Below are 25468 nucleotides of genomic sequence, written 5' to 3' on the forward strand. Positions count from 1 at the left end.
GCGTCCCCTCACCTGACGCATTCGAGGCGGAGAGGGCGTACCAGTACGTGAGGCCGGTGTAGACGGACGTGTCTCGGTAGGACGTCGTCGGAGCGGACACGGTGGCGATGCGCGTGAAGGGGCCCGCCGGACCCGAGGCGCGATACACGCCGTAGGCCGTGGCCCCCGAGACGGCGCTCCACGTGACGTTGATGGAGGTGCCCGAGACGGCGGCCGCGACCTGCGCGGGCGGCGCGGGCGCCACGAAGTTCAACTCGATGCTGTCCACGTACAGGGAGGGCAGCGCGCGGCCCTCGGACTCCATCCACAGCAGACCGTCCAGCCGCGCGTCGTCCGCGCCCAGCACCGCCAGGGGCACGCGGCAGCGCGTCCAGGTGTCCGCCGGCACGACGCCCTGGTCACAGTACGCGCCCAGCTCCACCGGCACGGGCGACGCGGTCTTGGACGAGTACGCGCTCAGCGTCACCGGAGGACTGAATGTTCCGCCGCCGTGAATCTGGAACTGCAGGACGTTGCGCCCCACGGTGGAGATGCCCGCGCTGCGGAAGTAGAGCCCCGCGCGCGGACCGAACGTCACCGAGATGGAGCGGCTCCCGGACTGCACCGGAGACAGCGCGCCCAGGTCATGCGTCGCCCAGGAGCGATCCGTCCACCCTGGCGCCAGCGAGTCGGCATAGATGACCAGGGGCACGCTCGCCAGGTCGGCCTGCTCCGGTCCGAAGCCCTCCGCCCCCACTTCCGATTCAGAACCGGGGCCCGTGGGGGCGATGAGTCCAGCCGCGACGACGAAGCAGAGACCGGACACGACCGCGAAGAACACCCATTGTCTTCTCATGGAACTCCAACACGCAGATGACAGGTCGCTGTGAGGAGGCTCCGCGACCTCACGCCCGCGAGGCTCCAGGTCACGAACCCCTCACACGCCGCGCCAGGAGGGGCGGCAGGGCAAAGTGATTGACGGGCCCCGCTCCCAACACCTGCCCCAAGGTCGCGGCGCCAGGCGCGCTGGTTCACACCCTTCTCGCGCCCACCTCCTACGTTCTGCCGCGCCCCGTCTCCCGCTTCACAACCCGCACGGACCGTGTTTTCCTTGATTCGCAGCAAGTCGCGACATAACCGACAACATGGAAGGAATTACAGACATGGTCCGACGACAGGTATGGGGAGCGCTGGCGCTGTTGGGTTTGGCAGGCTGTGGCGTGGAGCCAGAGGTGGCGCTGGGCGAGCAGCGGCAGGGGCTGGACACGCCCACCAACGTGGCGCTGAACAAGCCGGCGACGTCGTATTCGCAGTCGGACGCGAACCACCCCGCCTCGCGCGCGGTGGACGGCAGCACGTCCACGGGCTGGGCGAGCGGCTACGCGAGCTATGCGGGTCAGTCGTTGAGCGTGGACCTCCAGGGCGCGTTCGACGTCAGCAGCATCCAATTGGTGTTGAGCTGGGGAGACTCGTCCACGCCGGCCAAGGCGTTTGAGGTCCAGGCCTGGAACGGCGGCTGCTGGCAGACGGTGCCGGGCACGGCGGTCACCAACAACACCTCGGTCAACGTGACGTTCACGCTCGCGTCGACGGTGCGCGCGGAGAAGCTGCGCTTCGTCTGCTTGGACACCGGTGGCAACTGCTGGCTGCGTGAGCTGCGCGCCATGGCGGTGCCGGCCACCGCGCCCGCTCCGGCGCTGAGCTGCCCCGCGGGACTCCAGACGGCGGTGCGCCACCCGGCCCACGCCTACGCGCTGTTCCTGCCCAAGGACTACAACCTGGACCGCACGCAGCGCTGGCCGCTCATCATCGCCCTGCACGGCGTGGGTGGGTACACGCTCAACACGACGGACCACACCCAGGTGTCCACGTCGCCGGAGGGCCTGGCCAAGCAGTTCCTCAACAGCAGCTTCCGCGACACCTTCCAGGGCATCGTCGTCTCGCCGAACTACCACAAGCCCGGTGGCACCGGGCAGGCGTGGTTCCAGGCCGCCAGCATCGCGGGCCTGCTGCAGAGCGCGAAGGAGGACTACCTGGTGGACCTGGACCGCGTCTACCTGACGGGCCTCAGCGGCGGCGGCAACTTCACCTGGGAGTTCGGCGCGGCCAACCCGGGCCTGTTCAGCGGGCTGGTGCCCATCGCCGCCACGAACACGCCGGCGAACATGACCAACCTCTGCAACCTGGCGAAGATGCCCATCTGGGCCTTCAACGGCGCGCTGGACGGCTCCGCGGGGCCCGACACCTCCACCGCCGCCAAGACGAAGCTGGACACCCAGTGCGGCGTGGCCGCGAGCGCCATGCAGACCACCGCGATTCCCAACGCGGGCCACAGCGGCGCGACGTGGGACACGGCCTACGCCATGCCCTCGCTGTACACGTGGCTGTTCAACCAGCGCCTGAGCAACCGCTGACGTGAGGGCCGGCGGACTTCATGTGCCGCCGGCCGTCCCCTCGCATCAGTGCGCGGGCTTGGAGATGAGCGCGCGCACCGCATCCAGGTGCTCGTTGGGGATGGGGAGCGAGAGGTTGTACTGGGCGATGCGCCAGACGCCGCCCTCCTTCACCAGCACGCCCGAGCCTCGGCACGGCCCCATGTTCGTCGTGTCGAGGGCCTCGTCGAACCAGGCCACCGCGCCGTCCTGGGAGAGGAAGATGTTGCGCGAGCGGGCCGTGAAGTTCCACGCCTTGCCCTTGGCGAAGTAGGGCTTGGCCCAGGCGCGGAACTGGTCCCTCGTCCAGCGCTCCGTCCCATCCGTTCCCAGGTAGACGGCGTCCGGCGTGAAGTGGCCGAAATAGCGCGCCTCGTCCGCGACGGCGGCGGCGCGATGCCAATCATCCAGCACCGCGGCGACGGCGGCCTTCGGGTCCGCGGGGGCCGGCGTGGGCGCGGCGGACAGGAGGAGGAGCAACAAGGAGACGGTGGGCATGGCTCGGGCCTCGACGGGGAAGACGTTCGAGGTATGAAGCGGCACCGCGCGCCCCCGGGTCAAGGCGCGAGGGAAAGGTGGACGGGCATCATGGTCCTCGAGTGCTTCGAGGTGGGTTCGGGCGAGCAGCCCACGGTGTTGCTGCATGGCTTCCTGGGCACGGGGAGGAACCTGCGCTCGCTCGCGGTGGCGTGGAATCAGGCCCAGCCCCAGCGTCGCTTCTTCCTGCCGGACCTCACCGGCCACGGCAGCTCCCCCGCCCTGACGCCCGGCGCGGACCTGGGCACGATGGCGCGCGACGTGGTGGACACGCTGCGCGCGCGCGGCGTCTCGGGCACGGTGGACTGGGTGGGGCACTCGCTGGGCGGCCGGGTGACGCTCGCGGCCAGCCTGCACGCCTCGGACGCGGTGGCGAGCATCACGCTCCTGGACATCGGGCCGGGCCCGGTGCCGCTCGACTTGTCGGAGAGCGGCAAGGTGCTGGACGTGCTCCTGCGCGCCCGCGCGCGCGCGGAGAACCGCCGCGAGATGCGCGCGGACCTCACCGGGCGGGGCCTCTCCGAGCCGCTGGCGGACTGGCTCCTCATGAACCTCATGCCGGACGGAGACGGCGTGCGCTGGCGCTTCGACCGCGAGGCGCTGGGCGTGCTCCACCGGCGCGTCAACGGCGAGGACCTGTGGCCCGCGCTGGAGCGCCCCGTCCATCCGCCCGCGCGCTGCATCCGAGGCGGACGCGCCCGCTACGTGACGGACGCGGACGCCGCGCGCATGGAGGCCGCGGACTGCCCCGTGGCCACGCTTCCCCAGTCCGGGCACTTCGTCCACGTGGACGCGCCGCAAGCGCTGCTGACCTGGCTGTTGGAAAGCTGATGGACTCGCCCGCCCTGCTCATCTTCCTCGCCGTGGGACTGGATGGGCTGGCGGGGCTCGCGGGCGGGGTGTTGTCCGAGCGCTGGTTGCAGCGCTACCTGCCGGCGCTGGTGGGCTTCGCCGCGGGCACCTTGCTGTGCGCGGTGTTCCTGGACCTCTTGCCCGCGGCGACCCAGGCCGAGGGCCCTCGGGCCTTCACCTGGGCCTTCGCCAGCTTCGTGGCCCTGGCCTTCCTGGAGTGGAGCCTGGGCCACCACCATCACACCCACCCGCCCGCGCTCGGCGAGTCCGAGGCGCCCGCGCACCGGCCTCCCACCCTGCCCGTCACGCTGCTCGCCTCGGACGCGCTCCACAACGTGGGAGACGGCGCGGCGGTGGCGGCCGCGTTCCTGGTGTCGACGCGCGCGGGCGTGGCCACGGCGCTGGCCGTCATCGTCCACGAGCTGCCGCAAGAGGTGGGGGACTATGCCCTCTTGCGCGCCTCGGGGTGGAAACGGGGCCGCGCGCTGCTGGCGCTCGCGGGCGTGCAGCTCACCGCCGCGGTGGGCGCCGCGGGCGTGCTGGTGGGCTCGCACTGGCTGCCGTCGCTGAACGGCACGGTGCTGGCCATCGCGGGCGGCAGCTTCCTGTACATCGGCGCGGTGGACCTGCTGCCCGAGCTGCGCCACGGCGGCCAATCGCGTCAGCGCATCGTGGGCTTCGTCGCCGGCCTGGCGCTCATCGTCGCGCTGCAGCTCGTGGAGGGCGCGCTGGGCCTGCACGACTGAGCCTCAAATGCGCACGCCCACCACCAGCCCCGGCCACATCCGGTTGCGCGTGCGGGCACTCCCCACCTCGAACTGAGGCATCCAGGAGATGCCCCGATCCTCGTCGTCCTGGGGCGTGCGGTAGTAGTTCACCACCGGGCCCGCGAAGAGGGCGAAGCGGCGCTTGAGTTCCCACGCCATCACCGCGCGCAGCCGGTACAGCGAGTTGGCAGGGCCCGAGCCCATCAGGTGCGGCGACCAGCCGCCGTAGGCGATGTCCGCGTCGAGCGAGTAGCGCTCCTCCGCGCCCAGGGGCAGGTGCATGCCCATGCCCACCATGGTCACCATCCGGTAGCTGTGCGCCCAGGGGCTGATGCCCGCCGACACCAGCACGTACACGCGCTGGTTGCCGTACTTGAGGCCCATGCTCACCGGGGAGATGTCGTCCGCCGCCAGCTCCACCACCAGCCGACCGCGCTTGACGATGCTGAGGATGCCGATGGGCACCGTCACGTCGTCCGCGATGTTCAGCACGCCCAGCTGGAGCCCGCGCACCACACCGCCCACGTTCACCAGCCCCACCTGCACGCCCGTGGCGTCATCCGACATGTTGAACAGGCCGAGCTGCACGCCGCTCAAGCGCTGCGCCACGTTGACGCCAATGGCGGCCTGCATGCCAGACATGAGCCCATCCGTGCGGTTCGCGGTGACGCCCATCTGGAGCCCCGTGAAGCTCCCGTGCGCCACGTTGACGAGCCCCGCGGCCTGCATGCCCTTGCTGTCCGCGAACGCCAGGTTGGCGCCGAACGCGAGCTGGAGGCCGCGCGACTCGCCCCCCGCCACGTTGGCCAGCCCGGACACCTGGAGCCCCTCGAACGTACCGTCCACCCACCCCACGCCTCCCGCCAGCCCCACGCCGCGAAGCTGCGACGAGCGCACCGCCAGCGCGCCCAGCGCCACGTGGTTGAGGCCGCGCCCACCCCACAGCGAGGACGTGGACAGCGGTGGCACCAGCGACACGTTGAGCGCCACGCGCGGCACGTCCTCTTCCTCCGTCGTCGCGACGGCCGGCGCCACGGTGCCCTTGCCCCCGCGCGAGGCGGTGCGCGTGAGCGTCACCGGGACGAAGTCCGCCGCGCGCAGCACGCCCCCGTCGCGGCCCGACACGCCCAGCTCCGCCTCGAAGCGCTGCAGCGGCCGCTCCAGCGTGACGTGGTAGCGCCCCGGCTCCAGCCCCAGCGCCACGCGGCGGCCCGCGAGCTTCTGGAGCTCCGCCACGAGCTGGTTGCCCCAGTTGCGCACGAACAGGCGCCCGTCCACGTCCTCCGCCACGGACAGCCGCGAGCCCGAGCCGCGCAGGTCCGTCAGCACCACGTCCCCGCTGCCCGCGAGCTGGATGTCATACGCCGCATGCTGCGGCCCGCCCTGCGAGCGCTCGGTGCGCGCGAGCGTCTCGTGGAAGGCGAACTGGTAGGCCTCATGCAGCGTGACGCGGCCGTCCGCGTTGCCGTCCGCCGCGCCGCGCAGGCCGCTCACCAGGAAGTGCGTGAAGAAGGACGCGCCCAGCGTGTCCGACTCCTGCGCCACCTCGTCCGCGGAGCTGGAGGCGAGGTAGGCGTGGCCGCGCACCTGCGAGGACGCGTCGGTGAGGAACGCGGGCCGCTTCAGCCCACCCTTGGAGCGGGTGAGCGCGCCGGAGCCACATGAGTCCAGGATGGCGATGCGCACATCCACGGAGACCTCGCCCAACAGCCGGCGCAGGTCCTCGTAGGGCAGGCGCTCGCCGCGGGGCAAGAGGCCGTCCGCGTCCGAGTGCCCCGAGTAGTACAGCACCAGCTCGCGGCGCGCGCTGTCCGCGGGCGCGGCGTCCACCAGGGCCTTCATGCGCCCCAGCGCCGCCACGAGCGCGGCCCGGTCCGCCTCCAACAGCAGCACCTGGTCCACCGGAGCCACGCCGCCCAGCTCGCCCAGCACGCGAGACACCGCCAGCGCGTCCGAGCCGGCGTAGCGCAGCCGGTCACGCCCCGCGCCGCCCTCGCTGGAGCCCACCACGAGCGCGAAGCGCCGCAGCGTGACGCCCGCCTCCTCCGTCTGAGGCGCGGCGAGTGCTCCGGAGGCGCCGAACAGGCACATCCCCAAGACCAGCACCGCGGCGCGGCGTCTCCACCCCATTTCCCCCTCAGCTCTGCCGTGCATCTCTAGTCCGAAGCCCGCGCGTCGCTCCGGCCGGGTCGCGCGCGGGCTTCCTGCATAGCGCCTCACCCCACCCCGGGGCGAGTCCTCTTCACGGCGACCAGTGCAGGCGCCTGCTGACCCAGGACTGCCCACCTCGGCCGTCGCGCACCACGGCCCAGAACACCACGTCGCGCGCCTCGCCCAACTCCTCGGGCGGCTCCCACTCGGTGCGATGGCGCCCCGGCTGACCGCCGAAGTCCGTGCCGCCCGTCACCTGGGGGGAGAACTCGCCGAAGGTGGCGAACCACGTGATGATCCACGACTCCTTGAGGTGCACCGCCTGCTGGTACTCGCGCAGGCCCGGCACGATGTACTCCTCCTGGAGCGCGGACACGTCCTCGGCCTGGAGCACGAAGGGGCCCTTGCCGTGGATCTCGGGCACCCCCGACGCGCTCCACGACTCACCCTCCAGACGCAGGCCGGGCAGCGTGGGGTTCACGTTGGGCTTCATGCCCTCCACCAGCGGGCACCAGAAGACCATGAGCTTCTGGGCGTAGACCTCCTCGTTCCCCGCCTTCGCGTGGAGCACCAGCGGCATGCGCACCCCGCCCAGCCCCTGGTACGGGTCCTTCTCCTTCACGCGAACGAGCAGCGGCGTGCCGTCCTCGGAGGTCGTGTCGCCGGGGTGGATGGCGAGGGACAGCTCCCCCTCGTTGGTGGAGCCCTCCGCCAGCTTCACCCGGTTGGCGGTGTCCGAGCAGGTGGTGTCATCCGCATCCGCGCACGCCCACAGCGTGTACTGGATGGGGCGGCCCTGGCCGTTGGGGTCCACGAGCAGCGCGCGGAACGTCACCTCGGAGCGCAGCGAGTCGATGGCCTCGTCCGTCAGCTCGCAGATGGGGGCATACAGCTCCGGGCGCTCGGTGGAGAGACCGAGCACGCGGAAGTCGTGCACCAGGTCCGGCTTGTCCTTGGGGTCGACACAGGCCACGGCACCCAACGCGAGCACCAGGCCCCAGCACTTCATGAAGGCCTTCATCTCAGAAACTACCTTTCATGCCCATGACGGGGAGGATGGGGATGCCCGGGACCTTGTACTGCTCGCGGTACCGGTAGTCGTCGAACACGAACTCGGTGTTCTTCTTGTTGTAGAGGTTCTGCACGTCCAGGTACGCGGTCAGCGTCCAGCTCTGGAACTGCCAGCTCTTGTCCACGCGCACGTCGAGCTGATGGAACGTGTCCGTGCGAGCGGAGAAGAACGCGCCTCGCGTCGCTTCGAACTCGTTGCCGTCGCCGCGATAGATGTCGTAGCGGTGCGCGAGCGGCGTGGTGGGGCGGCCCGTGGTGAGCCGGAAGCGGCCACCCAGCTCCCAGCCGTTGCCCAGCACGTAGCCGGCCACCAGCGTGAGGATGTGAGACTGGTCCCACGGGCTCAGGCCGTAGGCGTTGTCGCTGCCCTCACCGCCGAAGAGCGGATCCTTGATGGAGGGCATGGGGCCCGCGCGGCCGTCCTCGGCGTGGCTGAAGGTGTACGACAGCCAGCCGTGCACCTTGTCCGAGGCCGAGGCGCGCTCCTTCTTCACCATCACCTCCACGCCGTAGGCCTTGCCCACGCCGTCGTTGCTGAAGCGCTCCTGCACCACGCCGCCGCCTTCCTGCGGCAACACCTGGCCGGGCTCCACCACGTTCTTGAAGCGGCGGTTGTAGAAGCCCGTCACGTCCACGTTGAGCACGTCCGTGAGGCGGTGCTCCAGGCCCAGGCTCGCCTGGAACGCGCGCTGGTAGCCCAGCTTCGGGTTGCCGTACGGGAGCGTGATGAACTGGAACGTGTCCGGGTTCTGGCTGTAGAGGCCCGCCGAGCCCTTGAGCGACGTCCGCTCGGTGGCCGCGTAGCGCAGCCACAGGCGCGGATCGAGCGCGAGGTTGTAGCGGTCGTGGACGCGCTGGAGGTTGCCGCGCACGCCCGGGGTGAGCGTGAAGGCGCCCAGCTTGAGGTCCGACTCCCAGAACAGGCCGCCGTCGAAGCCGTTGACGGACAGCTGCTCATGGAGCATCTCCGCCTCGGGCGACGCGCCGGGGAAGGGCACGTACTCGGTGCGGGCCGGAGTGGGGATGTCCACCTTCGCGGTCAGGTGATCGAAGTAGACGTCCACGCCCGTGCGCATGGTGAGCGCGCTGGACAGCTCCAGCGACAGGACCTCGCGCGCGCCCATCGAGGAGATGGTGTCCACCTCGTGGTAGGTGCCCACGTTCGTGATGGCCTTGTCCAAGCCCACGTACGGCGTGAACACGGACGTGATGTTGCCCAGCCGGTACGTCCAGTCGCCCTTCACGCGGTGGAAGTTGGTGTGCGTGTCGATCTTCAGGTCGCGGTCGGTCTTCTCGCCCGAGGACACGATGCGCAGCTGATCATCCGCGCCGAACGCCATGACGTAGCCGGTGCTGCGCCCCACGCCCGGCATCGGGGCTTCCTTGGTGCGCGCGCCGAAGTCCACGCGCAGCTGGTAGTCCCAATACTTGGGCACCACCGTCAGCGACTTGCCGTCGTCCTTGGGGAGGAAGGCGGGCAGGAGCACGTCGATGTACGAGCGCCGGGCCGCGGCCGACACGCTGACGCCGTTGGTGATGGGCGCCTCCACGAAGAAGCCCGCGTCCAGCGCGTCTGCCTTCAAGGAGCCGTGCAGCGTGTCCGCGGCGCCCTTGCGCGTGGCCACGTCCACCACGCCGCCCACCGCGCGGCCGTACTGGCTGCCGTAGCCACCGGGGTAGAAGTCGATGGAGTCGACGAACTCGCCGTTCACCACCGAGGGGCCGCCCAGGAGGTGGAACAGGAGCGGGATGCGCACGCCGTCCATCAGCGTGGCCGTCTGCCCGGGGTTGGAGCCGCGCACCAGCAGCTCGCCGGACATGAACGGCGCGCGGGCCACGCCCGGCAGGTTCTGGAGGACGCGGATGGGGTCACCGAAGGTGCCCGGCGTCTTCTGGATCTCCTCGCGGGTCATCGTGCGGCGTACGACTTCCTTCTTGGGCCGCTCGGAGCGAATCACCGTCTCGAAGGCGCTGCCCTTGGGGACCAGGTAGAACAACACCTCGGTGGTCTCGTTGGGCTTGAGCGTCTCGGTCGTCTGGTAGAGCTGGAAGTTGGAGGCGACCACGCGCACCGCGCACTCGCCCGGGTCCACCTCCAACGAGAAGCGACCGTCCGCGTCCGACGTGGCCTCCGGCGCCTCGGGATCATCCCCGCAGCGCACCGTGGCGGCCGCCACGCGCGAGCGGCTGCCGCGGGAGATGAGCTGCCCGGTGAGGATGGCGCGCGGCTTGGGCGCCTCGGCGGCGGGCTGTCCCTCGGGCGTGGCCGGCGCGGTGAGGGTGAAGTGGTAGACGTACTCCACCTGCACGGCGGAGGGCACGCCGTCCACCTCGGCGGGCGAGAACACGAACTGGCGCACCGCGGCGACCGCGGCCTCGTCGAAGCCGTGGCCCACGCTCTCGGCGGGCTTCACCTCCGCGACGGTGCCGTCCTCGGCGATGGTGACGATCAGCTTCACGTCGGCGGTGAGGCCCTGTGCGCGGGCCTCGGCCGGATACTGCGCCTCCACGGACTGCAGGAGGGACGGGGCCTTGGTGAGCTGGGGCGCGGGCTTCTGCGCCTCGGGCGGGGGTGAGGTCTTCTGCTGGGCGGGAGCGGCCGTGCTCAGCAACAGCGAGGCGGCAAGCAGCGCGCCTCGGGCATGCAGGGTCGAGGACATGGAGTCAGGAGGACCGACAGGGGATGGGTGTGGAGGGCTCGCGGGTGCTCAGTCGAGCAGGAACGTATACGCGTACTTCATCTCGGTGGAGACAGGCTCGCCGTGCTTGATGGCGGGCTTGAAGCGGAAGCGCATGACCGCGTCGCGCGCCGCCTCGTTCAGCCCGTAGCCCGGGCCTGACACGATGCGAGCGGCCACGACCTTGCCCTCGAGGTCGATGGTGATGGCCAGCGTCACCGTCCCCTCGATGCCCGCCCGGCGCGCTTCGTCCGGATAGGGAATCTTCACCTCGCTGGCCAGCGAGGGCTCGCTGTCCACCTGGTAGATGGGCGTGTACTTCGGGGCCGAGTACGCCTTCACTTCCTTGGGCGCGGTGGCCTTCTCCGCGGTGCGGCCGTACAGCGTGTTGCCCACCGCCGCCGCGAAGCCACCGGACGCGGTGGTGGAGGACATGGAGATGCCCACCACGAGGGGCGCCTTGGTGGGCGCGGGCGTGTCATTGGGCGGAGGCGGCGCGTCGGGCGGAGGCGGGGGCAGCGGCTTGGGGGCCTCGGCCACCTTCACGGGAGGAGGGCGCGCGGGCCGGGCCTTGGGGGGCGGCGGCTTGGGCTCCTCCTTCTTCTCCTCCACGGGAGGCGGCGGGGCCGGAGGCTTGACCACCTCCACCATCACCATCTCCACGGGACGCTGGGGCTGGCCCAGGGTGGGAGCGCGGGTGTTGAGCACCACGAGCGCCACACCGTGCAGCGCGAGCGAGCCCACCACGAAGCCCACCAGCACCCCATTGCCGCCGCGCCGCGGGAGCCTCAGCGCGACGTTGTCGAGAACCATCTGCGTCATGGGAGCACCGTCAGCCCGCCGAAGGCACGGGGGCCACGTCCTTCTCGATGTTGAGGGCGAACTTGGCGATGCCCTGGCCCTTCACCACGTCGATGAGCCGCATCACCCGGCCGTACGGGATGGTCTGGTCCGCGCTGATGATGGCGCGCGTGTCCTTGTCCTTGGCCACGGCCTCGGCCACCTTGCGAGACAGGTCCGCCTCGCTGACCTCGGCGCCGTCGAAGAAGAACTTCCCTTCCTTGTCGAGCACCACGTTGACCAGACCTTGAACCGTCTCGCCGCCATTGGCCGCGCGGGGCAGGTCCACTTCCACCGTCTCGCGGACGATGAAGTTGGCGGTCACCATGAAGATGATGAGCAGCACCAGCACCACGTCGACCAGCGGAGTGACGTTGATGCCTGTGATTTCCTCGTCGTTGTCAGACGCGCCGCCGGCCATGACTAGTTCACCTCCGCGCGCAGGCTGCCCACGAGCGCGTGGCCCAGGGCGTTGGTGCGGCTGGTGAGCGTCTTGAGCTGACGGTTGAAGACGTTGAAGGCCACCACCGCGGGGATGGCCACCGCGAGGCCCACGGCCGTGGCGACGAGCGCCTCGGAGATACCGGCCATGACCGTCTGCTGGATGGCCGCGCCCTTCACGCTCAGGGAGCCCAGGTCGTGGAAGGCCTTGATGATGCCGAGCACCGTGCCGAAGAGGCCGATGAACGGCGCGTTGTTGCCCAGCGTGCCCAGGAAGGAGAGGAAGCGCTCGTACTGGGGCCGCTCGCGCGCCACGGTGGACGCGATGATCTGCTCGACCGCGTCAGCGCCTTGCGAAGCGGAGGCGAGGGCCTCGCGGATGACGGCGGCCTCCATGCCGCGCTTGCCCTGCACCGCCACGCGCACGGCGTCGAACTCGCCGCGGGTCAGCCGCACCGCCAAGGCCTCCGAGTCCGACAGCCGGTGCCGCGAGAAGTAGACCGCCCGCTCCAGCATGATGGCGATGGAGAAGACAGACAGGCTTACCAGCACCCACAGCACCCACTCGGCGCTGGTGAGCGTCACTCCGAGCAGCTTTCCGCTGAGCCACCCCAGGTGCTCAGAAGGAACCTGGGCGGGCACGAACATGGACGACATGGTGGAATCCCCTCGCGAACAGCGTTGTGCGAGAGGAACACCATCCCCGAGGGGAAGTGTCACCCCACCCTGCCTCGCGAGCCCCCAGGGCAGGTGGATCCACGCAGCCCCGGAAAGCCTGTCCCGCCGGACAGGGAGACGGGCGTTCCCTGCCGAGGTCACAGGCGCGTGCCGAGCGGAGGCCCGTCCTGCCCCGCGGGGAGGCAGGCGGCCCCTTCCATGACGGCGGAAGCCAGGCGATCTGCGGCATCATGCACCCCCGCCCCTGAAGCACCGCCCCCGCGAGAGGCCCCGCGTGTCCGACCCGAACCCAGCATCCCCGCCCTCCTCATCCCAGGCACCATCGGACGTGCCTCCCTCGGGGCCGCAAGACACGGGGGACGAGGCGCCACCAGAGCGCTCGCGCGGGCTGACCCAGGGCAGTGGTCGGAAGCTGTGGCTGGGCGCGCTGCTGTTCGCGCTCGCCAGCGTGATGGGGCGCGTGGCCACGCGGCGGGAGTCCTACGTCGAGGACGTCCAAGCCGTGGTCATCTCCGGGCGTGAGCGGCTCGGGCACTGCGGCTCGGTGGATCCAGGTTCGCGCGTGACGGCGCGGCTGGTGCTGGATGGGAACGGCCGCGCGCGGGCCACGGTGGAAGGAGCGCTGGCGGGCACCGTGGCGGGTCGCTGTGTCGAGGAGGAATTGTCCCGGCTCGCGTACCCGAAGCGGACGGGGCTGCCCGTCACGGTGGCGCTGTCGCTCGACGCGCGGTGAGCGCGCCTGCGAGGATGCTCGCCATGCGTGGAAAGACAGTCGTCGTGACGGGAGCCTCCTCGGGCATTGGCGAGGAGCTGGCGGTAGTCCTGGCGGCGCGCGGGGCGAACGTGGTGCTCGCGGCCCGCAACGCCGAGGCGCTGGAGCGCGTGAAGGCGCGCTGCACCCAAGCCGGTGGCACCGCCCTGGCCGTGCCCACGGACGTCGCGGATCCAGAGGCCTGTCGGGTGTTGGTGGAGCGCGCGGTGGAGGCGTTCGGCGGCGTGGACGTGCTCGTCAACAACGCGGGCGTCACCATGCACTCGCGCTTGGAGGACGTGAAGGACCTGGGCCTCTTCGAGCGCATCATGCGCATCAACTACCTGGGCGCGGTGTACTGCACGTACCACGCGCTGCCGCACCTGAAGGCTCGCAAGGGCCTCATCGTCGCGGTGTCGTCGCTGACGGGGAAGACGGGCGTGCCCACGCGCACGGGCTACGCGGCCAGCAAGCACGCCATGCAGGGCTTCTTCGATTCGCTGCGCATCGAGCTGCTCGGCACCGGCACGGATGTGTTGGTGGTGTCGCCCGGCTTCGTGGCCACGCACATCCGCGACGCCGCGCTCGGGCCGGATGGCACGCCGGTGCGCGAGAGCCGCCGCGATGAATCCCAGCGCACCATGGACGTGGGCACCTGCGTGGCCATCATCCTGCGCGCCATGGAGCGCCGTGAGCGAGAGGTCGTCATGACGGCCTCGGCCAAGGTGGCCCAGGTCCTCAAGCTCGTGGCACCGGGCCTGGTGGACCGGCTGGCCGCGCGCGCCGTCCGCGAGAAGGCCTAGCGCTCCAGCTTCGTCCAGAGCCCGGCCACGCCTTCGAAGGTGGCGTTGCCCACCTGGTGCAGGCCGAAGCCCCAGAGGAACGCCGTCATCGCCGCGCCGAAGCCGCCCCACGTGGGCGAGAACACGTTGAGCAGTTGCAGGCCCAGCGCCACCGCCACGCCGGTGAGCAAGAGCAGGCTGAGCATCTCGATGGCCATCAGCTTGCGCGGGCCGGGCAGCGGCAGTCCGCCCAGCTCCCCCAGCGCCGGCTCCGAGGGCGCGGCCGGCATCGACGGCAGGCTTCCGCCCATGGGCGCGCTGGCGGGCGGCGCGGCTCCGGGAGCGGGAGCCGGAGCGGGCGCGGTCTCTTCGTCCGAGAAGGGCAGGATCCGCCCCCTCGTCGCCGAGGCAGCCGCGCGCGGCGGATTCTCGTACTGGGTGAAGGCGTCGCGGACCTTCTCGTACAGCGCCGCGGCCTCGTGGGGTGACTCGCGCGACAGGAAGCCCATGGCGTCACGCAGCTTGCCGCCCATGTCGTCCAGGGCCGCGCGCTGCTCGTCCGTGGCGGCCACCGCGCGCGCCTCGTCCACCGCGCCCCGCAGCGCCAGGATGAGCCGACGCACGGACGTGGCATGGGCCTCCTGGTACTGCCGGAAGGCGGCGTCCAGGTCGGTGTCCGCGAGCTGCCGAGCCTGGGCCAGCTTGCCCAGCACGTCGGTGCGCAGCGCGCCCCACTCCTGGGGGGAGAAGCCCCGTGGCGGGACATCCGACGCGAGGCTCGCGGTCAGCTCCGCGCAGAGGATGCCGAAGTACGAGCGCCGCGCCTGCTCCAGCCGCTGGCGCGTGGCGTCCAGGTCCTGCGTCAGCAGCGCGTGCACGTCCTCCAAGAGCGGCAGCAGCTCGTAGGTGAGCCGGAAGCCCAGCGCGCTGTCACTGCCCAGCTGCCGCGCCAACGCCTGCGCCTGGGTGTCCAGGCTCTTCCACCGCGCCTCCAGCTCGGCGCGCGCCAGCGCTTGAACGTCCAGCTCGCGCAGCTGCGCCGCGGCCGCGGTGAGCTCATCGGGCGTCGAGTCGGGCTCGGAGATGCGCTGCCCGACTCCCGCCAACAGTCGCTCGGTCGCCTCGGACAAGAGCGACTGCAAGGGGCGCGCGCGCCGCCACGTGTCACACCACGACTCGTAGAGACGCAGCCGAGGCTCCAGCGCCGTCAGCTCCGCGTCGCTCACGGCCACGCCTCGCACGGGCCGCTCGATGTCCGAGATGAGCGCGTCCACCTGCACGAGCAGCGCCTCGCCCACGCCCTGCTCGGGCTGGATGGCGTGCGCCGTCACCTGGGCCTGGATGCGCCGGCGCAGCTCCTGCGCGCGTTGCAGGCGCAGGGCCCGAGGGCGGATGCGCTGCGCGTACAGGCGCAGTCCGTAGGAGCACAGCGAGCCGAGGGCGATGATGAGCGCGCCCCAGCCCCACGGCATGTGCACCCACAACGTGAAGGTCTGCTCCACCGGCGCGCCCTGACGCACCGCGAGCCGCACCGTGCCGGAGTACTCCCCCGGCCCATCCAGCCCATCCAAGCGAAGCAGCAGCGCGCCGCTGCCGTAGGCCGCCACGGGCAGCTCCGTCGCGTCCCCCACCAAGGGCAGGTCTCCCCCATCCGGCTGTCCGCCCTCCACGAGGAACCGAGCCCGCTCCAGGTGGGACTGCACGCTGCCCGTGCCCGTGTCCGGTCCCTTGCGGCGCAGCTCCAGCAGCGTGGGCGAGGCCACCACGCCCGCCACGCCCGCCGTCTCCTTGAAGGGCAGGCGCACCTCGGCCGCGGTGCCCAGGAACTGGCTGGACGCCATGGCCGGCGCGGGCGCGGGCAGCTGCACCACCGGCGCGGACAGGACGCGGGTGAAGGTGAGCGCCGTCACCTCGCGCACACCGTCGTGCACCAGCACCAGCGCGCCGGTGTAGTCACCCGCCGCCGGCAGCCGTCCGGAGAGCGACACATGCACGGGCTGGCGGGTGGTGAGGCTCGCGGTCGAGCCGCCGTCCAGGGACTCGCGCACGCGCGCGTCGAGCGCCACCTGCACGCCGTCCGCGGTGGCCGTCAGCGGATCCACCAGCACCGTCACGCCCGATGGGAGCGACTCCTCCACGCCTCCATCCGACGCGCGCCCCGGCAACAGCTCCACGCGCAGCTCGCGCGTGAAGTCCTCCGTGGGGATGCGCAGCCGCACCTCGCCCGAGGCGTTGGCGCCCGCCACGCGCAACCGGGCGTCACCGGCGAGGGCCAGCGAGGTCGGCAGCAACAAGAGCGCGGCCAGCCATGCGCGCGCGAGGCGTGCACCACGGTGCGCGGCGGGACGAACAGGGAGGCCCATGCGCGGACGATAGCAGGGGCCTCCACGGCCTCCAGTCCGCGCTCACTCCCAACCCAGCCGACGCCTCGCATCGGGCGAGAGGCTGGCGTGGATGGTGTCCAGCGGGATGCCCTCGTCGTCCTCGGCGCCGTGCTCGGAGCGCGGATCCCCGCTGTGGTGCAGCGCCACCAGCTCCAGGTCCTGCGTGAAGCACGGCGAGCCCGAGGAGCCAGGGTGTGTCGTCGTCCGGTACGTCACCCGTGTGCGCCCCGGGTTGACGCTCTGGAACGTCTCCAGCGCCACCTGCATGGGCCGGCCATCCGGGTGCTGGAGGACGAGCGCCGTCGAGCCCGGCGAGAACGCCGCCCGCGCACGCGACAGCGGAATCCACCCTCGGGGCCGGCCCGGGCCCGTGTCCCCGCCCGGCTCGCCAGACACCACGAGGAAGGCGTAGTCCAGTTCGTCCCGCGTGGCCTCGCGCGGCTTGGGCCGCATGAGGTCCGCGGGGCTGTGTGGACTCTGCGCCAGACACGCCCGCACGGGGTACAGCGCGCCCGCGTGCAGCACACTCCGGTCCGGCAGCACCTTGAGGTCGAAGCGGACTCGCAGCGCCTCCAGCAGCCGGTTCTCCACCACATGCGAGTTGGTGAGCACCACGTCCGGAGCCACCAGGAAGCCGGTGCCGAGCGCTCGTCCGCCATCCAGCTCCACCCGACACACCCGGCGCGAGAGGACGGCGAGCCGCTCACGCCACGACACCAGGGAGGACGTGCCCGGCGCCACGCCCGCCATGCGCGCCAGCACCTCCGCCGGCACGCTGCGCTGCACGGACGCGAGATACGACAGGAAGAAGCGATGCAGCCGCGCGTGATGTGGAGCGGCCGCGTGCGCGCCTCTCACCAGCGCATCCGTCCAGCCCTCGGCCTCGGCGCGCAGAAGGAGGTCGCGCGTCCACTCATGGACATCCCCCTCGCGCTCCAAGTCGAGCGCTCGGCCGCAGTGCTGGAGCACCATGCGCCGCAGGGCCTCTTCCGAGGGGAATGCCCCCGGGAGCGCGGCCGCCAGCTCGTCCCGTTCGGAGCCATCGAGCTCCATCGTGTCCTCACCGCCATGCCACTCGCGAAGTCCGCGCCCGTGTCTCAGCGTCCTTGCAGTGTATGCACGGCCCGCGCGAATGCACGGCGACCGCGGCGCGTTACACCGCAGTCCATCTTGACGCGGTCCCTGGAGGGCTGAGCGTGTGTCCGCCAGGCGTCCTGGGGCCCCGCGACCTCAGCGCACCGCCCACGTGGTGGGGGGCACGCGCGAGACGAGGTCCGGCCGGCCCAGCACCGACAGCGTCGCCGCGCCGCCCTGCAACGTGCCCGCGAGGGTGGGCACCACGCGCAGCCGCGCCTGGAAGGGCTCGCCCACGCCCCGAGGCGGCAGCACCAGCGTCACCGCGCCATCCTCGGCATGCCACGACGTCACGTGTCCCTCTCGCACCAGGGTGTCCAGGCCCACGGGGTCCACCTGCACACCCGCGGGCAGCCCCTGCCGCAGCTCCAGCGCCACACCGGAGGGCGCCGCCGCCTGGAGTGACAGCTCCACCGGCTGCCCCACCTTGGCCTCGGTCGGCGCCTTCACGGCGAGTTGGAGCCCGCCCTGCGCCTCGGCCTTCCACGGCACCGTCGCCGCGAGCGACAACGAGAAGCCCAGGCCCGACACCGCCGGCTCCGCGCGCACCGTCCACGTGTGAGCCCCCGCCGAGCCCGGCGCCGCCGCCTCCACCGCGAGCACGTCGCGCAGGGCCTTGGCGTCATGGGTGCCCTCGGAGACGACCTGGCCATCGCGCTCCAGCACCACGCGCACCTGCGAGGGCACGGGCTCGCGGAACAGCGCGAGCGCCGCGCGCAGCCCCACGAGGTTGGCGCGACCGTCTCCCCAGCCGCGCCCCGGCGCATAGCCCGCGAGCAGCGTCGCGCCCAGGTCCGCCAGCGGCGCCTTCGCGTCTCCCATCAACGCGAGCACGGCCAGCGCCGTGGACTCCACCTCGGACGGAGCGACGTTGTCCGCGCGCACCACGCCCGGCTCCACCGGAAGGTACGCGGTGCCGTCCGCGCGCGTGCGCACCGCCTCGCGCACCCGCTGGCGCAGGGCATCCGCGAGTGAGCCCGAGACCACGCCGCTCGTGAGCAGCGCCGCCGCCGTGTAGCCATCCCGCACCAGGGACAGGTTGCGCTCGAAGGCGCCCACCGCGCGCAGCGCGAACGTGGGCCCGCGCCGCCGCCAGTCGGCCGTGTCCGGCGCCAGCCGCACCATCCGAGCGCACTCGGAGGTGGCCACCAACAGCCGCTGCAGCGTCCAGCCTTCTCCGCCCTGGCACGTGCCGTCCGGCCGCTGGGCCGCGGCCACCTGCCCCACCAGCCGCTCTCCCAGCCGAGCCAGCACGGCGCTCTCCGGATGCGACAGCGCGCCCTCCGCGAGCAGGACCGCCGTCGCCACGTCCGGAGCGCGCGCGGCGCGCAGCACGCGCTGCCCCGCCACCGCCGTGAGCGCCTTGAGGGCATTGGCGTCCGGCGTCTCGCCCAGCGCCTTGAGGAGCGCGGGCGCCTGCGCGGAGAGGAGCAACGCGTAGGCGTCCTGCTCCACGCCACCGCCTCGCGCGTCCACCGCCGCCAGCTCCGAGCGCACCACGCCCAGCGCGCCGGGATACACGAGCAACCGCACGCGCTCGCTGCCCGCCTGCGCGTCCGCGGGGCCCGACAACGTGAGCGTGCGCGGCGCCGCCAGCGAGCCACCGCGCGTCTCCACCACGGGGCGCCCGGTGGGCCACGAGGAGAAGTCGCGCACCACGGCGTCCTCACCGCCCAGCACCGCCCGCACCGTCACGGGCCCCACGCTCGAGGCCCGCAGCGCCACGTACTCCACCACGCTGCCATGCGCGGGCACGCGCACCGTCTTCGCGCCGCCCTCCACGCCCGCGTTCGTCGCCTCCACCTTCAGCGAGCGCTCCACCGCCGCGTCCGTGGTGTTCACCACCTGCACCGGCATTCGGATCGCGTCACCCACGCGCAGGAACGGCGGCAACACGGGGTCCACGTACGTGGGCAGCGTGCCCGCGAAGGACGTCACCGCGCCCGCCTGGGCCCCCGAGCGCGAGTGCGCCAGCGCCAGCACGCGCCACTGCGTCAGGCGATCCGGAACGCGCACCGGCACCGTCGCGCTGCCGGATGCGTCCGTCACCACCAACGGCTCGAAGAGGAACGTCTCCGGGAACCAGGCCCGCGTGGGCGCGGCGGACTCCGCGGGCTCCGGCGCCACGCCGCCCACGTCCGCCTCGACCATGGGCGCGGGCGCGGACGCGGGCTTGGGCTCCGCCGCCGCGCCTCCCAGACCGAATGAGCCGCCGCCCCGGGAGCCCTTCTTCATCTCCTTCTGCGCCTGAGCCGGAGGGGCCGTGAAGAAGTGATCCGTCTTCACATCATCCGACTCGGACTCTTCGAGCGCGGCCTCTCGCGGCGCGGCGGGAGCGTTCAGCCCCCCTTCGGCACTGGCGAACATCGTGGCCAGTGACTCTCCTTCTCCCGCGAGCGCATCCGCCGAGGCGCCGAACAGCCCGTAGACCGTGCCCCGCACGAGCAGGAACCCGACCGCGCCCAACCCCAGGAACACCACCACTCTCATGGCCCGCTTCATGGCGCCTCCCGGGCGACCCACTCGCCCCAGTTCTCGACGTCCTCGGACAGCCGCGTCCCACTCACCATCACTCGCGGATCCGTGAGGCTCAGCAGCTCCGCGGGCAATCGCGACAGCCGCAGCTTCCGCCCAAAGGCATCCGTGACCCGCTCGCCCCGCTGCTCACATGCGCCCAGGGCCTGCTCCCACAGCTTCGCCACATCCGAGGGCGCCAGAATCGTCCCCTCGGGCGCCGCCGCCTCCCACGCCCGCGCGCGGGAGCGCAGCTCCGCGAGCACCGCGAAGAAAGGCTCCGTCAGCTCGACGTCCGGGTCGAAGGAGGCCATCGCGCGAGCGCTCACCGACCGCTCCAAATCCTCTCGCGCGGGGACCTGTTGCACGCGCATCAGCACCGCCGCCGCGGCGTTCTCACCGCGGATGCGCCCCATGGCCAGGGCCTGGCCGTCGAGCACGCCGAACGCCGGCGTGGACAGCGTGGGCGCGGGACGCAGCGAGTCCAAGGCATCCGGCCCGGGCAGCGGCGCGAGCTGCGCCAGCGAGCTGTCCACGCCGAACAACCCCACCGCCGCCGGGCCGTCACGCCCCTCCACGCGCGTGCGAACCTGGAGATGCGCCAGCGCTCCGGGGGCATAGGCGGTCCGGTCCGGCGACACCTCCACCGACATCCGCGCGCGAGGCGCCACGTAGACCCGAGCCGTCGCGCCCGCCCACTGCGTCCAGGCCCAACCCTCGAAGTCCGTCGGCAGCCGGAACCGCGCCGAGCGCGTCGTCCGATCCACCTTCGACTCCAGCCGCGCCGCGCCCGCCTCGAGCACCAGCGCCTCCGGCAGTGTGCCGCGGAAGCCCGGACCGCGAAGCAGCTCCACCGTCACCTCGCCGCCCGCGCTCGCCAGCACCGGCGAGGCGCGCAGGCGCGCGTCCGGCAACTGCGCCGGATGCAGCACGAGCTTCGTGTCTCCCACGCTCTTGCCCGCGACCCGCGCCTCCACCTTCAGCTGGTAGCCCAGCAGCGTGGTGGCCTGGGGCGCGCCCTCGCCTCCCGGTCCGTTCGCGGGATGCGCGGTGAGCCACGTCACGCCCAGCGCGTCCTCGCGCGAGTCCCCCTCGCCTTCGGTCGGAGGCGCCAACTGCAACCGTGCGAAGCGCGCCTGAAGGCACGGCACCGCCGCGGCGGACAGCGCGTCCTCCAGGCCCGAGCGCGGCGCCCAGCTCACCGCCACTTCGGGGCGCACCTTTCGCGTACGCCACGTCAGCGCGACGGGCACGGGTGCCTCGTGGTCCAGTCCGGGCGGCAAGCACGCGCGCGCGTCCAGCGCGGCCGTCCGCAGCGCGGCATCCATTCCCTCCGTGTCATCCTGCGTCCCCCGCGTCTCCGTCGTCAGCGAGGGCAGGCCCGGGTCGCTGACCGAGAACGTCAGGGACAACAGCCGCTCGCGCGAGGTCGCGGCCAATGACCGCGTGCGCAGCGCGGCGCCCAAACAGGCCGCGAGCGGAGCCCCGGCGCCATCCGCCTCCACCAGGTCCACCACCGCGCCGCCCGGGTTCACCCGCAGCCCCAAGGACACCTCGGCGCTGCCGTCCTCCTCGGACACGAAGCGCGCGCAGGGAATCAGCGCGGGCAGGCTCTTCTCCAGCGCGAGCTGGTCCTCGAGCGACACGGACTCATCCTCGGACAGCAGGTCCCGCGACGCGGAGAGATGGACCGCCGGTGGCCGAGGCGTGTGCCGCACCGGCATGGGCGGCACCACCACGTTGACGGCGGGCCCCGGGTCGAACTGGAAGGCCGCCACGCCGTCCGCGTCCGCCACCGCGTGCACGCCCTCGTCGCGCGGGTCCCACGCGCGCTTCACCGTCAACTCCGCGCCGGGCAACACCTGTCCATCCGCCGTCGTGGCGCGCAGGTAGACGCGATTGCTGAAGCCCTCCACCAGCCCGGACTCCAGCTCGGTCATCGCCGACACGGCGAGCGCATCCTCGGACAACAGCAGCGACACCTCGCCCCGCGCCGTGTCCCCCGCGGCATCCGTCGCCACCACGCTGGCCGTGAGCGTCGCCTTGCCCCGCAGGTCCATGGGCACGCGCGGCAGCGTCACCTGGAAGTGGCCCGCGGCATCCGTGCGCGCCTTCTTCGGCAGCCCGTCGTCGTGCCACTCCGTGGGCGGCGGCCATTCCCCTCCGAAGCGCCACGTCAGCGCCACCTCGGCGCCCGCCACCGGCGCGCCCGAGGCATACGCCACCTTGCCCTCCACCTCGGGCGGCTCCCCCGCGCGCCAGAAGGACCGAGGGCTGAGCGCCTCCACGTGGAAGCGCGGCAGGGTGAACGGCTCCACCTGGAAGTGCGCCTCGCCCGACGCGTCGCCGCTCGCCCACGCGACGGTCCACGTCCCCGCCGAAGCGCCCCGGTCCAGCGGGAACTCGCCCGCCACCACGCCCCACGCGCCCGAAGGGACGCGCTCCTCCAGCACCACCTCGCCCGTCGGGTCCTTCAACGTCCACGTCCCGGGCCGGTTCTCCAGCGGAACCAAATCCCGGGCCCGCAGCGCCACCGCGCGGAAGCGCACCGGGTTTCCTGGCTCGTACAAGGGCCGGTCCGTCAGCACCTGCACGCGCGCCGGGGCATAGAGCGCGAGCGGCGCCTCCACCGTGTCCTGGCCCAGCGGCGTGGTGAGCCGGGCGCGCAGCCGATAGTCCCCGTCCGGGACCTCGGGCAGCTTCACCCTGGCCATGAGGTCGAACCGGGCGCCCCGCGTCCAGGAGGACCGCGGCACGGGAGGCAGCGGCGTCTCCTTGCCCGCGGCGTCCACCAGGAACAGCTCCGCGGAGCCCCGCCGCACGCGCGCGTTCAGCGCGTGGCCCCGAGCGTTCACGCCGTGGGCATCCGCCCAGACCACGACCTGCCCCTCGCCACCGCGAGACACGCCGAGCGCATTGAGGCCCACCGTCTGCCGGAGGCGACCCTCGGGGCATTGCCGCAGCCCCACGCCCCACCACAGCCACGTGGACAGACACAGCTGAGACCCGGCGAGGGCCAACACTCCGCCCACGAACAGCGCGCCGAGCCCTCCCACCAGCCATCGACGTCCGAGACGGACCCCCATGTGCTCTCCTCCTCACACCGACTCTATGTCAGGTCGGCGTGTGCTCAGCCGCGCCAACATCCTCTCGACACCACTCGGCCGCACTTCGGTCCGTCTGCCCTCGACAAAACCGCGGCCGCACTCTCTGGGCACCACAGCAGTCGAGGAGAAGCGCATGTCCGTCAGAGAGAGCAGATCATCCGCCCACGCCGAGCGGAGCACGTCGCGGCGCCGCCTGGGGCGGTTCGTGTCCATGGGGCTGGCGATGGCCACCCTGATTCCTGGCATCGCCAGTGCGGGTGATGCCGCCGGGGACGCGATGCACACGTCGGGGCTCACCACGCTCGACTCCCTGGCCACGGCCCCGATGCAGGCCACGGGCCCCGTGCTCGTGACGTGCCCCACGGGCAACCAGAACCAGGACTTCACGCCGCCCGTCGGCCTGCTCCCGCTGCCGGTGGTGCTCTCCGGCTCGGGCCAGTTCTCGTCCTGCACCGCGTCCGATGACGCCAACCTCAACTACGGCGACTTCACCGTGGATGGCGGCGGCACCGCGAGCTGCCTGTCCGCCAGCATGGCGTCCACCACCACCGTCACCTGGAACGACGGCACCACCAGCACCATCTCGTTCGGCGCGAGCATCGTCACGCAGCCCATCGCGCAGCCCCTGGTCATCCTCGTCGGCAACGTCGTCGCGGGCCGCTATCAGGGAGCGCTCGCGCTGAAGTCGCTGGTCACCAACCCGCTGCCGCCGCTGCAGCAGTGCCTGACCGTCGGCGTGCCCCACACGAGTGGTCCCGCGGGCCTGACGCTCATCAAGCTCTGAGCCCACGCTCCCCCATCCGGGAGAGGGTGACGCGGCGCGCCCGAGTCGGACGCGCCGTTCCCGTTTTCGCGCGGGGCCAGACGGTGGGCTAGGGTGGCGCGCCATGTCCGCGTCGAAGAACCGCCCGCCCCCGGACGCGCTGCCACCTCAATTGGTCTCCGTGCTCGAAGGCTTGATGGACCGCGACTTCGCGGCCCGCCTGGAGCGCGTGCACCGCGCCGCGGCCGTCGCCATCGACCGGCTCGGCCACCTCAACATCGTCAAGTACGAGCCCACCTCCGTCGAGCCCGACGGCGCGGACCTGTCCCTCTGGGAGACCATGGCCCCCGCCATCCGCGACACCGTGGTGGACGTGAACCACCTGGTGAGCGCCATCCGGAAGGACTTCCCACCGCCCGCCCGCGCCACGGAGTCCCCCACGGGCTGGGCTCCACCGCCCGCCAGCTCCGACGAGCGGCTGGCGCAAGAGGTGGAGGCCGTGCTGCACACGAGCGCGGAGGGCCTCGCCCGGCGCGTGTCCGAGCTGGGCATCCAGATGCGCCGCCCGGAGGTCGTCAGCGACGGCTGGACGCTCATGACGGAGCTGGCCGAGTTCCGCGCCGACTTCCGCGCCCGCATCGGCGACCTCGTCTACGTCACCGCGGCGGCCTTCGAGGACGTGCGCCGCGAGGACGTGGTGCCCAGCTACCTCAACCAGGTGGCCTCGCGCGCGGCCCTGCGCGGCGCGGCGGCGGACCTGCGCCGCTCCCTGCTGGCGCGACTGGAGCGCGCGGCCAAGGCGGAGCCCCCCGCGCGTCCGGCCCTCGCGCGCAACGTGGAGGAGAGCCTCGCCGCCTTCGTCACCCTGCCCGCGTCGGTGTCGCTGCGCACGCCGTACAAGCGCCGCCTCGTGGAGGTGCGCGGTGCGTTGCGCGCGGCCGGTGGGCAGGCGGAGCTGGAGCCCCGCGCGCTGCCCGACGTGGTGGAGCCGTTCCTCGCCATGCTCGACGAGGCCGTGGAGGAGGTGACGCGCACCTGGCTCACCGGGCACGACCGCGCCGTGTGGGCCGCGTGCGGTGGGCGATTGGAGCTGGCGCGGATGCATCTGGCGCTCGGCTCGCATGGCGCCGCGCGGGTGCTCGCCGAGGCGGTGGAGGCCGCGGGCGCCCTGTACGGTCGCGCGCAGCCCTTCGACCTCTTCCTGCGCAAGGCCCGCCTGGATGTCGCCGAGGGGCTCGACGAGACCTCCGCGCGGGCCCTGCTGGAGTCGTTCGGCGAGAAGCTCGCCGGACTGCCCTTCAGCTAGCTCACGGCTTGGCGGTCGTGGACTCGGGCAGCGCCGGGGCCGCGGGCTTCTCCGGCAGCACGCGCAGCTCGGAGAAGCGCTGCACCAGCGTCTCCGGGGTCATCTCCTCCTGCCACTGCTTCGGGTTGGTGTGCCAACCGAAGTCGGCCGGGACCTTGCCGCCCCCCTGGCTGCTGTAGCCAATCATGTCCGGGAACTGCGTGGACCAGCGGCCCGCGGGGTCCGGCTCCTTGGTGACGTTCTGCCGGTTGGGGCGGTGGAGGAAGGGCTTGAGGGTATTGCTCATGGGGCACAAGCCTCT

19 protein-coding genes are annotated in these 25468 nt (G+C 72.2%); 7 read left to right on the forward strand and 12 right to left on the reverse strand.

Annotation, left to right across the window (positions count from 1 at the left end):
• Positions 1-1142 precede the first annotated feature (1142 nt).
• The gene (locus JGU66_12520; protein ID MBJ6761591.1) at positions 1143-2393 is read left to right on the forward strand and encodes a discoidin domain-containing protein; all 1251 of its coding nucleotides are present in this window, start codon (positions 1143-1145) and stop codon (positions 2391-2393) included.
• A 45-nt stretch (positions 2394-2438) separates the two neighbouring features.
• On the opposite strand, the gene JGU66_12525 is transcribed toward JGU66_12520, so the two are convergent.
• A complete protein-coding gene (locus JGU66_12525; GenBank protein ID MBJ6761592.1) occupies positions 2439-2909 on the reverse strand; it encodes a nuclear transport factor 2 family protein in 471 nt (156 codons plus the stop codon).
• Positions 2910-2999: 90 nt separating this feature from the next.
• Here JGU66_12525 and JGU66_12530 point away from each other — a divergent pair, with 90 nt between their 5' ends.
• Together JGU66_12530 and JGU66_12535 are read left to right on the forward strand one after the other, a co-directional pair.
• Positions 3000-3779, forward strand: a complete 780-nt coding sequence (locus JGU66_12530) for an alpha/beta hydrolase (protein MBJ6761593.1) — start codon at positions 3000-3002, stop codon at positions 3777-3779.
• The gene (locus JGU66_12535) at positions 3779-4546 is read left to right on the forward strand and encodes a ZIP family metal transporter (GenBank protein MBJ6761594.1); all 768 of its coding nucleotides are present in this window, start codon (positions 3779-3781) and stop codon (positions 4544-4546) included. Before JGU66_12530 ends, JGU66_12535 begins: the two co-directional genes overlap by 1 nt.
• A 3-nt stretch (positions 4547-4549) precedes the next feature.
• Here the strand turns inward: JGU66_12535 and JGU66_12540 are convergent, their stop codons facing one another.
• The 6 genes from JGU66_12540 to JGU66_12565 form a co-directional block, all read right to left on the reverse strand.
• On the reverse strand, positions 4550-6697 hold the full coding sequence (locus JGU66_12540) for a caspase family protein (protein MBJ6761595.1): 2148 nt from the start codon (positions 6695-6697) through the stop codon (positions 4550-4552).
• A 112-nt stretch (positions 6698-6809) separates the two neighbouring features.
• Positions 6810-7739, reverse strand: a complete 930-nt coding sequence (locus JGU66_12545; protein MBJ6761596.1) for a hypothetical protein — start codon at positions 7737-7739, stop codon at positions 6810-6812.
• Between the two features lies 1 nt (position 7740).
• Positions 7741-10449, reverse strand: coding sequence for a TonB family protein (locus tag JGU66_12550; GenBank protein MBJ6761597.1), 2709 nt, complete (start codon positions 10447-10449; stop codon positions 7741-7743).
• A 48-nt stretch (positions 10450-10497) separates the two neighbouring features.
• Positions 10498-11289 carry a TonB family protein gene (locus JGU66_12555; GenBank protein ID MBJ6761598.1) on the reverse strand — a complete coding sequence of 264 codons (792 nt, stop codon included), beginning with the start codon at positions 11287-11289 and terminating at the stop codon, positions 10498-10500.
• A 10-nt stretch (positions 11290-11299) separates the two neighbouring features.
• Positions 11300-11728: a biopolymer transporter ExbD gene (locus tag JGU66_12560; GenBank protein ID MBJ6761599.1), complete on the reverse strand. Its 429-nt coding sequence runs from the start codon at positions 11726-11728 to the stop codon at positions 11300-11302.
• Positions 11729-11730: 2 nt separating this feature from the next.
• Positions 11731-12405 (reverse strand): MotA/TolQ/ExbB proton channel family protein, encoded by a 675-nt coding sequence (locus JGU66_12565; protein MBJ6761600.1) that lies wholly within the window; start codon positions 12403-12405, stop codon positions 11731-11733.
• Between the two features lie 349 nt (positions 12406-12754).
• Between JGU66_12565 and JGU66_12570 the strand changes: the two genes are divergently transcribed.
• Together JGU66_12570 and JGU66_12575 are read left to right on the forward strand one after the other, a co-directional pair.
• Complete coding sequence (locus tag JGU66_12570) at positions 12755-13159, forward strand: hypothetical protein (protein ID MBJ6761601.1); 405 nt, start codon at positions 12755-12757, stop codon at positions 13157-13159.
• 14 nt (positions 13160-13173) lie between these two features.
• Positions 13174-13980, forward strand: a complete 807-nt coding sequence (locus JGU66_12575) for an SDR family oxidoreductase (protein ID MBJ6761602.1) — start codon at positions 13174-13176, stop codon at positions 13978-13980.
• On the opposite strand, the gene JGU66_12580 is transcribed toward JGU66_12575, so the two are convergent.
• The 4 genes from JGU66_12580 to JGU66_12595 all read right to left on the reverse strand — a co-directional run bounded on the left by JGU66_12580 (position 13977) and on the right by JGU66_12595 (position 23077).
• Positions 13977-16265 carry a hypothetical protein gene (locus JGU66_12580; GenBank protein ID MBJ6761603.1) on the reverse strand — a complete coding sequence of 763 codons (2289 nt, stop codon included), beginning with the start codon at positions 16263-16265 and terminating at the stop codon, positions 13977-13979. The genes JGU66_12575 and JGU66_12580 overlap by 4 nt on opposite strands.
• A gap of 99 nt (positions 16266-16364) precedes the next feature.
• Entirely contained in the window at positions 16365-17396 is a 1032-nt protein-coding gene (locus tag JGU66_12585; protein ID MBJ6761604.1) for a trypsin-like peptidase domain-containing protein, read from the reverse strand.
• A gap of 177 nt (positions 17397-17573) precedes the next feature.
• A complete protein-coding gene (locus JGU66_12590; protein MBJ6761605.1) occupies positions 17574-19967 on the reverse strand; it encodes a hypothetical protein in 2394 nt (797 codons plus the stop codon).
• Between the two features lie 8 nt (positions 19968-19975).
• Positions 19976-23077, reverse strand: a complete 3102-nt coding sequence (locus JGU66_12595) for a hypothetical protein (GenBank protein ID MBJ6761606.1) — start codon at positions 23075-23077, stop codon at positions 19976-19978.
• A gap of 154 nt (positions 23078-23231) precedes the next feature.
• Between JGU66_12595 and JGU66_12600 the strand changes: the two genes are divergently transcribed.
• Together JGU66_12600 and JGU66_12605 are read left to right on the forward strand one after the other, a co-directional pair.
• On the forward strand, positions 23232-23882 hold the full coding sequence (locus tag JGU66_12600; GenBank protein ID MBJ6761607.1) for a hypothetical protein: 651 nt from the start codon (positions 23232-23234) through the stop codon (positions 23880-23882).
• Between the two features lie 103 nt (positions 23883-23985).
• Positions 23986-25167 carry a hypothetical protein gene (locus JGU66_12605; protein MBJ6761608.1) on the forward strand — a complete coding sequence of 394 codons (1182 nt, stop codon included), beginning with the start codon at positions 23986-23988 and terminating at the stop codon, positions 25165-25167.
• A gap of 1 nt (position 25168) precedes the next feature.
• Here JGU66_12605 and JGU66_12610 read toward each other — a convergent pair whose 3' ends face one another.
• Entirely contained in the window at positions 25169-25453 is a 285-nt protein-coding gene (locus JGU66_12610; protein ID MBJ6761609.1) for a hypothetical protein, read from the reverse strand.
• Between the last annotated feature and the right edge of the window lie 15 nt (positions 25454-25468).

The organism is Myxococcaceae bacterium JPH2 (assembly GCA_016458225.1).
In the GTDB taxonomy this organism is placed as follows: Bacteria; Myxococcota; Myxococcia; order Myxococcales; family Myxococcaceae; genus Citreicoccus.

Bases quoted from the DNA above. Each gene is read 5' to 3' on its own strand.
- JGU66_12520 (MBJ6761591.1), top strand. From the start codon at position 1,143: ATGGTCCGACGACAGGTATGGGGAGCGCTGGCGCTGTTGGGTTTGGCA.
- JGU66_12525 (MBJ6761592.1), bottom strand. From the start codon at position 2,909: ATGCCCACCGTCTCCTTGTTGCTCCTCCTCCTGTCCGCCGCGCCCACG.
- JGU66_12530 (MBJ6761593.1), top strand. From the start codon at position 3,000: ATGGTCCTCGAGTGCTTCGAGGTGGGTTCGGGCGAGCAGCCCACGGTG.
- JGU66_12535 (MBJ6761594.1), top strand. From the start codon at position 3,779: ATGGACTCGCCCGCCCTGCTCATCTTCCTCGCCGTGGGACTGGATGGG.
- JGU66_12540 (MBJ6761595.1), bottom strand. From the start codon at position 6,697: ATGGGGTGGAGACGCCGCGCCGCGGTGCTGGTCTTGGGGATGTGCCTG.
- JGU66_12545 (MBJ6761596.1), bottom strand. From the start codon at position 7,739: ATGAAGGCCTTCATGAAGTGCTGGGGCCTGGTGCTCGCGTTGGGTGCC.
- JGU66_12550 (MBJ6761597.1), bottom strand. From the start codon at position 10,449: ATGTCCTCGACCCTGCATGCCCGAGGCGCGCTGCTTGCCGCCTCGCTG.
- JGU66_12555 (MBJ6761598.1), bottom strand. From the start codon at position 11,289: ATGACGCAGATGGTTCTCGACAACGTCGCGCTGAGGCTCCCGCGGCGC.
- JGU66_12560 (MBJ6761599.1), bottom strand. From the start codon at position 11,728: ATGGCCGGCGGCGCGTCTGACAACGACGAGGAAATCACAGGCATCAAC.
- JGU66_12565 (MBJ6761600.1), bottom strand. From the start codon at position 12,405: ATGTCGTCCATGTTCGTGCCCGCCCAGGTTCCTTCTGAGCACCTGGGG.
- JGU66_12575 (MBJ6761602.1), top strand. From the start codon at position 13,174: ATGCTCGCCATGCGTGGAAAGACAGTCGTCGTGACGGGAGCCTCCTCG.
- JGU66_12585 (MBJ6761604.1), bottom strand. From the start codon at position 17,396: ATGGAGCTCGATGGCTCCGAACGGGACGAGCTGGCGGCCGCGCTCCCG.
- JGU66_12590 (MBJ6761605.1), bottom strand. From the start codon at position 19,967: ATGAGAGTGGTGGTGTTCCTGGGGTTGGGCGCGGTCGGGTTCCTGCTC.
- JGU66_12595 (MBJ6761606.1), bottom strand. From the start codon at position 23,077: ATGGGGGTCCGTCTCGGACGTCGATGGCTGGTGGGAGGGCTCGGCGCG.
- JGU66_12600 (MBJ6761607.1), top strand. From the start codon at position 23,232: ATGTCCGTCAGAGAGAGCAGATCATCCGCCCACGCCGAGCGGAGCACG.
- JGU66_12605 (MBJ6761608.1), top strand. From the start codon at position 23,986: ATGTCCGCGTCGAAGAACCGCCCGCCCCCGGACGCGCTGCCACCTCAA.
- JGU66_12610 (MBJ6761609.1), bottom strand. From the start codon at position 25,453: ATGAGCAATACCCTCAAGCCCTTCCTCCACCGCCCCAACCGGCAGAAC.